Annotated in this window: 11 protein-coding genes, 1 pseudogene and 1 riboswitch; of the genes and pseudogenes, 11 read left to right on the top strand and 1 reads right to left on the bottom strand. The window is 70.4% G+C overall.

The genetic code is table 11. The annotated features are described in order from the left end of the window. Nucleotides 1-189, top strand: a pseudogene (locus tag AC1DTW_RS18080) (xylulokinase); the annotation flags it as partial. A gap of 208 nt (nucleotides 190-397) precedes the next feature. On the opposite strand, the gene AC1DTW_RS18075 reads toward AC1DTW_RS18080, so the two are convergent. Then, nucleotides 398-1957, bottom strand: coding sequence for a UbiD family decarboxylase (locus tag AC1DTW_RS18075; RefSeq protein ID WP_477982695.1), 1560 nt, complete (start codon nucleotides 1955-1957; stop codon nucleotides 398-400). 281 nt (nucleotides 1958-2238) lie between these two features. Here AC1DTW_RS18075 and AC1DTW_RS18070 point away from each other — a divergent pair, with 281 nt between their 5' ends. From AC1DTW_RS18070 to AC1DTW_RS18025, 10 genes are all read left to right on the top strand, one after another. Beyond that, nucleotides 2239-3192: a transglycosylase SLT domain-containing protein gene (locus AC1DTW_RS18070; protein WP_477982694.1), complete on the top strand. Its 954-nt coding sequence runs from the start codon at nucleotides 2239-2241 to the stop codon at nucleotides 3190-3192. 29 nt (nucleotides 3193-3221) lie between these two features. Next, nucleotides 3222-3350, top strand: a riboswitch (ZMP/ZTP riboswitch). A gap of 62 nt (nucleotides 3351-3412) precedes the next feature. Next, the gene (gene glyA / locus AC1DTW_RS18065; RefSeq protein ID WP_477982693.1) at nucleotides 3413-4663 is read left to right on the top strand and encodes a serine hydroxymethyltransferase; all 1251 of its coding nucleotides are present in this window, start codon (nucleotides 3413-3415) and stop codon (nucleotides 4661-4663) included. A gap of 24 nt (nucleotides 4664-4687) precedes the next feature. Beyond that, the gene (gene nrdR, locus AC1DTW_RS18060) at nucleotides 4688-5131 is read left to right on the top strand and encodes a transcriptional regulator NrdR (RefSeq protein ID WP_477982692.1); all 444 of its coding nucleotides are present in this window, start codon (nucleotides 4688-4690) and stop codon (nucleotides 5129-5131) included. 134 nt (nucleotides 5132-5265) lie between these two features. Beyond that, a complete protein-coding gene (locus tag AC1DTW_RS18055; protein WP_477982691.1) occupies nucleotides 5266-5808 on the top strand; it encodes a GspH/FimT family pseudopilin in 543 nt (180 codons plus the stop codon). Between the two features lie 17 nt (nucleotides 5809-5825). After that, nucleotides 5826-6275, top strand: coding sequence for a type IV pilin protein (locus AC1DTW_RS18050; RefSeq protein ID WP_477982690.1), 450 nt, complete (start codon nucleotides 5826-5828; stop codon nucleotides 6273-6275). After that, nucleotides 6275-6952 carry a PilW family protein gene (locus AC1DTW_RS18045; protein WP_477982689.1) on the top strand — a complete coding sequence of 226 codons (678 nt, stop codon included), beginning with the start codon at nucleotides 6275-6277 and terminating at the stop codon, nucleotides 6950-6952. Before AC1DTW_RS18050 ends, AC1DTW_RS18045 begins: the two co-directional genes overlap by 1 nt. 10 nt (nucleotides 6953-6962) lie before the next feature. Beyond that, nucleotides 6963-8246, top strand: a complete 1284-nt coding sequence (locus AC1DTW_RS18040; RefSeq protein ID WP_477982688.1) for a PilX N-terminal domain-containing pilus assembly protein — start codon at nucleotides 6963-6965, stop codon at nucleotides 8244-8246. Between the two features lie 10 nt (nucleotides 8247-8256). After that, a complete protein-coding gene (locus AC1DTW_RS18035; RefSeq protein ID WP_477982687.1) occupies nucleotides 8257-9435 on the top strand; it encodes a type IV pilus modification PilV family protein in 1179 nt (392 codons plus the stop codon). Further along, nucleotides 9432-10538 carry a bifunctional diaminohydroxyphosphoribosylaminopyrimidine deaminase/5-amino-6-(5-phosphoribosylamino)uracil reductase RibD gene (ribD, locus tag AC1DTW_RS18030; RefSeq protein WP_477982685.1) on the top strand — a complete coding sequence of 369 codons (1107 nt, stop codon included), beginning with the start codon at nucleotides 9432-9434 and terminating at the stop codon, nucleotides 10536-10538. The genes AC1DTW_RS18035 and ribD overlap by 4 nt, the downstream gene beginning before the upstream one ends. A gap of 73 nt (nucleotides 10539-10611) precedes the next feature. Further along, nucleotides 10612-11238 carry a riboflavin synthase gene (locus tag AC1DTW_RS18025; RefSeq protein WP_477982684.1) on the top strand — a complete coding sequence of 209 codons (627 nt, stop codon included), beginning with the start codon at nucleotides 10612-10614 and terminating at the stop codon, nucleotides 11236-11238. Nucleotides 11239-11276: the final 38 nt, after the last annotated feature.

Here is an 11276-nt window from a genome sequence, read left to right as displayed (position 1 = left end):
GCGCTCGGCGCGGCGCGCCTGGCGCGGCTCGCGCGCACGCGCGAGCGCGTCGCCGATGTCTGCAGCGCGCCACCGGTCGCCGACAGCTTCGCGCCGCGCGCCGCACGCACCGAAGCGCTGGCCGTGCGCCACGCGCAGTTCCAGCGGCTCTACGCGGCGCTGGTGCCGGAGATGCGGCTCAGTTCCTGAACGACCCACCCGAAAACGACAAACCCCCCTGGCCTTTCGGCCAGGGGGGCGGGTGGCTCTCGCCACCATTTGGAACTCCGGAGGAATGAGGTCCGGGGTTCCTTTAGCGCAGGGACTGCGCCGGTTGGTTTGCCTGCATGCAGGCCCCCCAAACTTAGAACACGCTCGGCCCGCATGCAAGTGCCGCGATTGATCGTGTGTCCTCTTGTCACGCCGCCGGTTTCATGATCGTTTCGAGCACGCCCCGCACGCGCTGCTCGACCGCAGCGTCCATCCGGATCGCGCGGCCCCATTCGCGGCTGGTTTCGCCGGGCCACTTGTTCGTCGCGTCCAGCCCCATCTTGCCACCCAGCCCGCTGACCGGCGACGCGAAATCGAGGTAGTCGATCGGCGTGTTCTCGGCCAGCAAGGTGTCGCGCACCGGGTCGACCCGGGTCGTGATCGCCCAGATCACTTCTTTCCAGTCGCGGATGTCGACATCGTCGTCGGTCACGACGATGAACTTGGTGTACATGAACTGGCGCAGAAAGCTCCAGATGCCGAACATGAGCCGCTTCGCGTGGCCCGGGTAGCTCTTCTTGATGCTGACGATCGCCATCCGGTAGCTGCAGCCCTCGGGCGGCAGGTAGAAGTCGACGATCTCCGGAAACTGCTTCTGCAGGATCGGCACGAAGACCTCGTTCAGCGCGACGCCCAGGATCGCCGGCTCGTCGGGCGGCTTGCCGGTGTACGTGGAGTGGTAGATCGGATCGGCGCGGTGCGTGATGCGGGCGATCTCGAACACCGGGAACCAGTCCTGCTCGTTGTAATAGCCGGTGTGGTCGCCGAACGGGCCCTCGAGCGCGTGCAGGTAGCCGCCGATCTCCTTGGTCTTCACGCCGTGTTCGCTGACGCCAACGAAGCCCGCGGCCGCGACCGGGATGTGCCCCTCGAGCACGATCTCGGCGCTGGCCGGCACCTGCAGCATCACGCCGGCATCGCCGACGTTCGAATCGGCCAGCTCGGTGCGGCTGCCGCGCAGCAGCCCGGCGAACTGGTATTCGGACAAGGTGTCGGGCACCGGCGTGACCGCGCCGAGGATCGTCGCCGGGTCGGCGCCGAGCGCGACCGCGATCGGAAACGCCCGGCCCGGCTTCGCAAGCCCAAAGTCGCGGAAGTCGAGCGCCCCGCCCCGATGCGCGAGCCAGCGCATCACGACCTGGTTCTTCGCGATCACCTGCTGGCGGTAGATGCCGAGGTTCTGGCGTGCCCGGGCGTGGGCGCCGCCCTGCGGCCCGCGCGTGATCACGAGGCCCCAGGTGATCAGCGGTCCTGCGTCTTCGGGCCAGCAGGTCTGGACCGGCAGGGTGCCGAGGTCGACGTCCGGGCCTTCGAGCACGACCTCCTGGCAGGCCGAGCGGCGCACGCTGGCGGGTTTCATGTCCCACAGCGCCTTGGCCATCCCGAGCAGCTTGCCGGCGTCTTTCAGGCCCTTCGGCGGCTCGGGTTCCTTCAGGCTGGCGAGCAGCCGGCCCACGTCGCGCAGCTCGCCGACATCGTCCGCACCCATGCCCAGCGCGACCCGGCGGGGGGTTCCGAACAGGTTTGTCAAGGCGGAAATTTTGTAACCTGCCGGATTCTGGAACCACAGCGCCGGGCCGCCGGCGCGCAGCACGAAGTCACTGATCGCTGTCATTTCGAGCCGCGCAGAGACTGGCTCTGCGACCCTTCTGAGCTCGCCCAGGCGCTCCAGGCCGCCCATAAAGTCACGGAGGTCTCGGTATTTCATACCTATTTGTAATTAGAAAGCATTTTGATAGGCTTGACCAGTTATGAAGCGGCTTGCTAGATTCCGCCACTCTTGGATCGGGAGGGATAACCCGGGCGCACCGTTGGGAGGAACGCGCCTCGAACCTCAGCCACGCCTGCCGATCGAGCCGCTGACCGCAGCGACGCGCTTTCGCGCATCCGCCGACCGTCAGCCAACAAATTATCGCCGCCCACTCGGCGGTGCGCGGGCTCATCGAGCCCGTGCCGAACCGAGCGACCCGGCGAGCGAAGGAGCGTGAAATGGCATTCAGCCAGGTATTTCAGGAGGCGCGCGACGCCACCGCGCAATCGGCCTCCGGGGTGGCGGCCGTTGGCCGTGCGCTGGGAAGGGGAGCAGCGCAATCGACTTCGGTGTTCCTGCGCGATGTCGGCCAGGGTCTGCTCGAGGTCAGCCACAACACCTTGGCGCTGCTCGGCCTGATGCTGGCCGCGGTGCTGATCTTCGCCGCCGGCCGCGCCGACATCCGCCACGAAGCCGAAGCCTGGGCTCTGGGCTGGCTGCAAGCCCGCCAGGAAGCGCGGGCCGAGCCGGCCGATGCCGACTCGCTGCTGGCCACCGCGCTCAGCGAGCCGGATGCGATCGCCCGCGCGACCGCGTCCGACCCGAAGGAGCTGAGCCGCCAGCAGGCCGCCGTTGCGAACTGGCTGTCGCGCCGCTACCGTGTCGCGCCGGAGCCGGTCAGCCGCCTGGTGCAGGAAGCCTGGAGCGTCGGCCAGAAGGCCGGGCTCGATCCGACGCTGATCCTGGCGATCATGGCCGTCGAATCGAGCTTCAACCCGTTCGCTCAGAGCGCGGTCGGCGCGCAGGGCCTGATGCAGGTGATGACCAAGATCCACAACGACAAATACGAAGCCTTCGGCGGCAACCACGCCGCGTTCGACCCGGTGACGAACCTGCGCGTCGGCGTCCAGGTGCTGAAGGAATGCATCGCGCGCGCCGGCGGGCTCGAGGCCGGCCTGCGCTTCTATGTCGGCGCCGCGAACCAGGTCGACGACGGCGGCTATGCCAGCAAGGTGCTGAGCGAGCAGAGCATGCTGCGCCAGGTCGCGAGCGGCAAGAACATCGCGCCGCAGCGCCTGATCCTGACCAACGCACCGCCCCCGCCCGCTTCGAAGCCCGAGGCCGCGGCCGACGCATCGGCCAAGACGACCGAGCCGTCGCGCCTGCCCGAACAGATCGCGCTGCTGCACTGATCGCGCTGCACGTCGGCTCCGCTACACTGGCGGTGCCGCGCGACTGGCGATGCGGCCCTCTCCAGCAGCGAGACGGGCCTGAGGTGGGTTACCACCGGGAAGCGCGGTCGGCGCCTGCCTGGGGCAGCGCCGTTCAGCCGTTCGCCTGGGCAGCCTTGGGGTCGCGTGCAGCACGCATGCGTTTCCTCCCGGGGACTTCGCTTGAAGAGGACTGCCAACCATGTTTGACCGCACCCAATCGACCATCGCCAACGTCGACCCCGAAATCTGGTCCGTGATCCAGCGCGAGAACCAGCGCCAGGAAGAACACATCGAGCTGATCGCGTCGGAAAACTACGCGTCGCCGGCCGTGATGGCCGCGCAGGGCACGCAGCTGACGAACAAGTACGCCGAGGGCTATCCCGGCAAGCGCTACTACGGCGGCTGCGAGTACGTCGACATCGTCGAGCAGCTCGCGATCGACCGGCTGAAGAAGCTGTTCGGCGCCGGCTTTGCGAACGTGCAGGCGAACTCGGGCTCGCAGGCGAACCAGTCGGTCTTCTTCGGCCTGCTGAACCCCGGCGACACGATCATGGGGATGAGCCTGGCCGAAGGCGGCCACCTGACCCACGGCATGCCGCTGAACATGAGCGGCAAGTGGTTCAAGGTCGTCAGCTATGGCCTGACCGCCGAAGAGGCGATCGACTACGACGCGATGGAGCGCCTCGCGCACGAGCACAAGCCGAAGCTGATCATCGCCGGCGCCTCCGCGTACAGCCTGCGCATCGACTTCGCGCGCTTCGCGAAGGTCGCGAAGGACGTCGGCGCATTCTTCATGGTCGACATGGCGCACTACGCCGGGCTGATCGCCGCCGGCGTCTACCCGAACCCGGTGCCGCATGCCGATGTCGTGACCTCGACGACCCACAAGAGCCTGCGCGGCCCGCGCGGCGGCATCGTGCTGATGAACGACGAGGCCATCGCGAAGAAGATCAACAGCGCGATCTTCCCCGGCATCCAGGGTGGCCCGCTGATGCACGTGATCGCCGCGAAGGCGGTGGCGTTCCAGGAGGCGCTGCAACCCGAGTTCAAGGCCTACCAGCAGCAGGTCGCGAAGAACGCGATTCAACTCGCCGACACGCTGATCGAGCGCGGCCTGCGCATCGTCAGCGGCCGCACCGAATCGCACGTGATGCTGGTCGACCTGCGGCCCAAGCACCTGACCGGCAAGGAAGCCGAGAACCTGCTCGGCGCCGCGCACATGACCTGCAACAAGAACGGCATCCCGAACGACCCGCAAAAGCCGATGGTCACGAGCGGCATCCGCCTGGGCACGCCGGCGATGACGACGCGCGGCTTCAAGGAGGAGCAGGTGCGCCAGACCGCCCACCTGATCGCCGACGTGCTCGACCACCCGAACGACGCGGCGACCACCGCCGCGGTGAAGGCCAAGGTCGCGGCGCTGACGAAGGACTTTCCGGTCTACCGGTAAGGCGCCGGGACGGGTCGCCAGCCCATGCGTTGCCCCTTCTGCTCCCACGAGGAAACCCAGGTCGTCGAGACCCGTGACTCGGACGAGGGCGACGTCGTGCGCCGGCGGCGCCGCTGCCACAGCTGCGACAAGCGCTTCACGACCTACGAGCGGCCCGAGATCGCGCTGCCGTCGGTCGTCAAGAAGGACGGCACGCGGGCCGACTTCGATCCCTCGAAGATCCGCGCGTCGATGCAGCTGGCGCTGCGCAAGCGGCCGGTCAGCGTCGAGCAGATCGACGCGGCGATGGAGCGCATCCAGGACAAGCTGCTGAACAGCGGCGCGAAGGAAGTGCCGTCGACGCGCCTGGGCGAACTCGTGATGCGCGAACTCAAGCGCATCGACAAGGTCGCCTACGTGCGCTTCGCGTCGGTCTACCGCAGCTTCGAGGATGTCGACGAGTTCCGGCAGCTGATCCGGGACATCTAGGCTTCGTCACCCCCGTTCGGGGTGACGCACGCGGGGGAGCTCGCGAGGGGGCGGCGCTGTTCCCACTTCTGCGGGGCGCGCGGCGCGCGGCAGCTTCCTAAAGTCTGTGCATCGGTCCACACCCCGGAGCACAGATGAAAACCACCGCCCTCTCGAGCTGCCAACGCGGCGTCACGCTGATCGAGGCCTGCATCGTGCTCGCCGTCACCGTGATCGTCGCGAGCACCGCGGCGCCGAGCCTGCAGAAGCTGATCGACGCGCGCCGCCTCGAAGGCGCGGCGACCCAGCTCGCGAGCGACATCCAGTTCGTCCGCACCGAGGCCGTCGCGCGCAACGAGCCGGTTCGCCTGAGCTTTCACGCGACCGCCGCCGGCAGCTGCTACGTGATCCACACCGGCGACGCCGATCAGTGCGTCTGCGCCGCGACCGGCCCCGCGCTGTGCAGCGGCGATGCACGACAGGTCAAGACCGCGACGATCGCCAGCGCCGATCGCGTCGCGCTGCAGGCGAACGTCGGCTCGCTGCTGTTCGACCCGCTGCACGGCACCAGTTCGCCGACCGGCACGCTGCGCGTGCTCGGCGCAAACGGGCGCGCGATCCATCACGTCGTCAACGTCATGGGGCGCGTGCGCTCCTGCTCGCCGCAGGCCCTCGTGCCCGGCTATCGCGCCTGCTGAATCAAAGGGACCATGCCATGAACACCACCCCAACGACCCACGCGCAGCGCGGCTTCACGCTGATCGAGCTGATGGTCACCGTCTCGATCGCGGGCATCCTGTCGAGCGTCGCGCTGCCGAGTTTCGAGGGTCAGCTGCAGAGGGTGCGGCGCACCGACGCGCTGATCGCGGCAGTGCAGGTGCAGGCCGCGCAGGAGCGCTTCCGCAGCAACAGCGCCGCCTACGGCGGCCTGGCCGAGATCGGCCTGCCGGCGGTATCGACCTCGAAGCACTACACGCTGCAGATCACCGCCAGCGATGCCGCCGGCTTCGAGCTGCTCGCGACCGCCACCGGCGCGCAAGCGCGCGACGCGGCTTGCCGCTACATGCAGCTGCGCTCGATCGGGATGAACGTGGTGCACGCGTCGGGGCCGGACGCGAACCTCGCGAATCCGACGGCCGCGAATCGCCAGTGCTGGAGCGTGTGATGCGGCATCCGCCGGCCCAGCGCGGCCTCTCGATCGTCGAGCTGCTGGTCGGCATCACGATCGCGCTGCTGATCGCCGCCGCCGGTGTGACCGTGTTCGCCGGCAACCTGCGCGAGAACCGCCAGCTGCTGCTCGAGGCGCGCCTGATGCAGGATCTGCGCACCGCCGCCGACCTCGTCTCGCGTGACCTGCGCCGCGCCGGCTACTGGGGCGCCGCCGACGACGGCGTCTGGGCCGTCGGCGCGGGCGGCGTCGCGACGAACCCCTACGCGGCGCTCGCGCCGACCGGTGCGACATCCGACGCGATCAGCTTCCGCTATTCACGCGACGCGACCGAGAACCAGGTCGTGGACAGCAACGAGCAGTTCGGCTTCCGGCTGCGCAACGGCGCGATCGAGATCCAGCTCGGCGCCGGCAACTGGCAGGCACTGACCGACGCGGGCACGCTGACGATCACCGCGTTCGACGTGACGCCGAGCGCGCAGACGTTGAGCCTCGAAAGCTTCTGCGCCACCGTCTGCCCGACGGGCAGCACCACCTGCCCGCCGCGCCAGCAGCTGCGCAGCGTCGCGCTGCTGATCACCGGCCGCCTCGTCGCCGATGCCGCGGTGACGCGCAGCGTGCGCAGCCAGGTGCGGCTGCGCAACGACACCGTCACCGGCGCCTGCGCGGCCTGAGGAGAACCGCATGCACGACGTCAAGACCCGTCCCGTTGCCGCCCATCGCCAGCGCGGCGCGGCGGCCCTCGTCGTCGCGCTGACCCTGCTGTTCGCGATGGCGCTGGTCGTCGCGTTCGCGAACCGCAACCTCGTGTTCGAGCAGCGCAGTTCGGCGAACCAGTACCGCTCGACGCAGGCCTTCGAGGCCGCCGAGGCCGGCGCCGAATGGGCACTCGCGCAGCTCAACACCAATCAGCGCATCGGCCCCGACTGCCGGCCCAGCGCCGATCCGGCAGCGACCTCGTTCCGCAGCCGCTATCTGGACATGGCGCGCCCATCCGGGACATTGACGCCGAGGACCTGGGACGACGGCGGCGCGGCCGTCGCGCTGCAGGCGAGTTGCGTGCGCGTGAACGAGGGCTGGGCCTGCAGCTGCCCGTCCAACGGGCTGCCGAGCCTGCCGACGCCGGCAGGCGCCGCGCCAGCGCCGGCGTTCTCGGTGCGCCTCACGCCGACGAGCAAGCCCGGCGTCGTGCACGTCGTCGCGAACGGCTGCACGAGCCTGGCCGGCGCCTGCCTCGCCGGGTCGACCGGCCGGCCCGATGCGAGCGCGACGATCGAACTCACGCTCGCGTTGCTGCCGGGCCTGCGCACGGCGCCGGTCGCGAGCGTCACGGCACGCGGCGGCTTCGAGGTCGGCAGTGCCGCGATCCGGCTGCACAACAGCGATCCCGCGACGGGCATCGCGGTCGATGCCGGCGGCGCGATCAACGCCCCGCTGGCGCGCCTGACGCCGCCGGCCGGCGCGCCGAAGACCGGCCTGCTGGTCGGCGACGACGCAGCCCTGGCCGCACTCGCGCCCGATCGCTTCTTCGCGTCGTACTTCGGCATCGACAAGGCCGCGTGGCAGCGCCAGCCGGCGGCGACCCGCGTGCGCTGCACGACCGACTGCGCGGCCGTGATCGGCGCCGCGATCGCCGACGCTGCCGACGGCGCGCTGATCCATGTCGACGGCGATCTCGCACTCGCCGGCCCGCTGGCGCTGGGGTCGGCGCAGCGCCCGGTGGCGATCGTCGTCAGCGGCGCGGCGCGGCTCGACGGCGCGATCACGCTGACCGGCGCGCTGTATGCCGCTGCGCTGGTCTGGGACCACGCCGACAGCGCCGGCATGCTGCGCGGCGCGCTGGTCTCCGAGGCTGGCTACCAGGGCAACGGCGCGCCCGAGCTGGTCTACGACCGTGCCGTGCTCGAGGCACTGCAAACGACCACCGGCAGCTTCGCTCGCGTCAACGGCAGCTGGCGCGACTTCTAGGAGCCCGACGATGCGCGCATCCCCTGTCCAAGGCCCGCGCCGCCAATGCGGCACGACGTTGCTCGAGGCCTTGATCGCGTTCCTCGTGCTCTCGCTCGGCATGCTCGCGATCGGGCGGGCGCAGACAGGGCTTCGACTCAACGCCGAGGTCGCGCGGCAGCGTTCCGAGGCGGTGCGGCTGGCGCAGCAAGACATCGAGTCGCTGCGCGCTTTCGCGGTGCTGGCATCGGCGCCGGGCACGCCCTCGTTCGACGCGATCGCGAGCGCGTCGCGCAGCGTGGGCGCGACGAACACGAGCTACCTCGTCGCGCGCCAGATCGACACCGCGAGCATGCCGGCCGCAAAGAACCTGCGCGTCGCGGTCGGCTGGACCGACCACAGCGGCGCGGCGCGGCAGGTCGAACTCGCCTCGGTGATCGCCGGCACCGCGCCGGCCTTCAGCGGCGCGCTCGGGCTGGCGCACCGCAGCGCGCTCGCGAACGGCGTGTCCGGCCGCTCGGTGCGCGTGCCCGTCGGCGCGCAGAGCCTGGGCAACGGCAGCAGCGCGTTCAAGCCGGTCGCGAACGGCACGCTCGCCTTCGTGTTCGACAACCTCAGCGGCCGGCTGACCGGGCGCTGCGACAGCGTCGCCGCGACGACCGCGACGCGCGATCTGACGCTGCCCACGCTCGGCCCCTGCGATGCACATGTCGGCCAGCTGCTCAGCGGCGTCGTGCGCTTCAGCTCGGCGGCGGCGCCCGATGCGGCGCAGGCGAACGACGCGCCGCTCGGCCTGTCGATCGCGCTCGCGCTGAACGGCGGGCCGTATCTGTTGACGCCGGTCTGCGGCGCCGAGCCGGTCACGACGCCGGACGGCGAGCGCTTCGTCGCCTACCACTGCGCGGTGTATCCGGCGGCGAGCGGCCGCTGGTCGGGCCGCGCGACGCTGGTGCCGGCCGGCTGGACGATCGGCACCGGCGCCGCCGATCGGCGCGTCTGCCGCTACAGCGCCGACCTCGACGGCAACGGCGCGATCGATGCGAACATCGAGCACCCCGCGAGCTATGTCGGGGTCGACGCCGGCCTGGCGAACCAGAATTTTCTCGTGGTCAACGGCGACGCGGCCTGCCCGGCCGGCCACGCGGTTCCGCTGCCGGGCAACAATGGCGTCGTCCTTGTCGACCTGAGCACGGTGCAGCACCAACCATGAGCGACTCCTATCCGACACCGATGCACGAGGCGCTGGCGCTCGCGCACGGCGCGATCGGCCTGTCCGACCCGAACCCGCGCGTCGGCTGCGTGATCGTCGCGGCCGACGGCCGCGTGATCGGCCGCGGCCAGACCCAGCAGGCCGGCGGCGCGCATGCCGAGGTGATGGCCTTGCGCGACCTGCTCGCGCGTGGCGAGAGCGCGCGCGGCGCGACCGCCTGGGTCACGCTCGAACCGTGCTCGCACTTCGGCCGCACGCCGCCCTGCTGCGATGCGTTGATCGACGCCGGCATCGCGCGCGTTGCGATCGCATCGGAGGACCCCAACCCGCTCGTCGCCGGCGCCGGCGCGGCGCGGTTGCGCGCCGCCGGGATCGAGGTCATCGACGGCGGGCTCGCCGACGAGGCGCGCGAACTGAACATCGGCTTCTTCTCGCGCATGCAACGCGGCCGGCCGTGGCTGCGCCTGAAGGCAGCGATCTCGCTGGACGGCCGCACCGCGCTGAACAACGGCGTCAGCCAGTGGATCACCGGCCCGGCCGCGCGCGCCGACGGGCACGCGTTCCGCAAGCGCGCCGGCGCGGTGCTGACCGGCGTCGGCACCGTGCTCGAAGACGACCCGCGGCTCGACGTGCGCCTCGTCGAAACCGCGCTGCAGCCGCTGCGCGTGATCGTCGATTCGCGGCTCGACACGCCAGCGGCCGCGCGCATCCTCGATGCACCCGGCCAGGTGCTGATCTACGCCGCCGCGCCCGAGGCCGCGCGCCGCGCCGCGCTCGAGGCGCGCGGGGCGCAGATCGCACTCGTCCCGGGCGCCGCGGGCAAGGTCGATCTGCCCGCGATGCTGGCCGACCTCGCGGCGCGCGGCATCAACGAGCTGCACGTCGAGGCCGGCCACAAGCTGAACGGTTCGTTCGTTCGCGAAGGCCTGGTCGACGAGTTCCTGATCTACGTCGCACCGAAGCTGCTCGGCCTCGGCCGCGAGCTCGCCGCGTTCGGGCCGCTGGAGCAGCTGCAGGACAGCCTCGCGCTGCGCTTCGTCAGCGTGACGCCGATCGGCGACGACCTGCGCATCCTGGCCCGCGCTGCGACAATGGGTCGATGAAGCCCCCACGCTCACTTCGTTCACGGCCCCCCGAGGGGGCGTCAGCGCCCTTCGGGCGGCCGGGCGGGCGCTGATGTTCACCGGCATCATCAGCGCCCTCGGCCGCATCACCGAATCCCGCTCGCTCGGCAGCGATCCTTCGCACGGCCGGCAGTTGGCGATCGAGGCCCCGCGCGGCTACCTCGACGACGTGCAGCTCGGCGACAGCATCGCGCTGAACGGCGCCTGCATGACCGTCACGAGCCTCGATGCGGATGCGGGCCGCTTCACGATCGACATCTCCGCCGAGAGCCTCGACAAGACCTCGGGCCTGGCCGAGCCCGGCCCGGTCAACCTTGAGAAGGCGATGCGCGCGAACGATCGGCTCGGCGGCCACATGGTCAGCGGCCATGTCGACGGCATCGGCACGGTCACGCACTTCGCCCCAGTCGGCGAGTCATGGGAGCTGCGCATCGCGACGCCGCCCGAGCTCGCGCGCTTCATCGCCTACAAGGGCTCGATCACCGTCAACGGCGTCAGCCTGACCGTGAACCGCGTGATCGATTCGCCCGGGCACTGCGAACTCAGCATCAACCTGATCCCGCACACGCTCGAGAACACGACGCTCGGCACCTTGCGGCAAGGCCGGCGCGTCAACCTCGAGATCGACCTGATCGCACGGTATGTCGAACGGATGCTGACGGCGCCGAAGCTCGGCTGAGGCCGAGTCCGGCGTCTCGGGGCAAACCCGCAGCGCCA

This window comes from Rhizobacter sp. P5_A1 (assembly GCF_056400745.1).
Note: the sequence above shows the minus strand (reverse complement) of the source record. Positions and strands in the feature narration are given on the sequence as shown.

Coding starts and splice junctions, on each gene's coding strand:
- AC1DTW_RS18045 (WP_477982689.1), top strand. CDS start 6,275: ATGCGGCATCCGCCGGCCCAGCGCGGCCTCTCGATCGTCGAGCTGCTG.
- AC1DTW_RS18070 (WP_477982694.1), top strand. CDS start 2,239: ATGGCATTCAGCCAGGTATTTCAGGAGGCGCGCGACGCCACCGCGCAA.
- AC1DTW_RS18050 (WP_477982690.1), top strand. CDS start 5,826: ATGAACACCACCCCAACGACCCACGCGCAGCGCGGCTTCACGCTGATC.
- AC1DTW_RS18035 (WP_477982687.1), top strand. CDS start 8,257: ATGCGCGCATCCCCTGTCCAAGGCCCGCGCCGCCAATGCGGCACGACG.
- ribD (WP_477982685.1), top strand. CDS start 9,432: ATGAGCGACTCCTATCCGACACCGATGCACGAGGCGCTGGCGCTCGCG.
- nrdR (WP_477982692.1), top strand. CDS start 4,688: ATGCGTTGCCCCTTCTGCTCCCACGAGGAAACCCAGGTCGTCGAGACC.
- glyA (WP_477982693.1), top strand. CDS start 3,413: ATGTTTGACCGCACCCAATCGACCATCGCCAACGTCGACCCCGAAATC.
- AC1DTW_RS18025 (WP_477982684.1), top strand. CDS start 10,612: ATGTTCACCGGCATCATCAGCGCCCTCGGCCGCATCACCGAATCCCGC.
- AC1DTW_RS18055 (WP_477982691.1), top strand. CDS start 5,266: ATGAAAACCACCGCCCTCTCGAGCTGCCAACGCGGCGTCACGCTGATC.
- AC1DTW_RS18075 (WP_477982695.1), bottom strand. CDS start 1,957: ATGAAATACCGAGACCTCCGTGACTTTATGGGCGGCCTGGAGCGCCTG.
- AC1DTW_RS18040 (WP_477982688.1), top strand. CDS start 6,963: ATGCACGACGTCAAGACCCGTCCCGTTGCCGCCCATCGCCAGCGCGGC.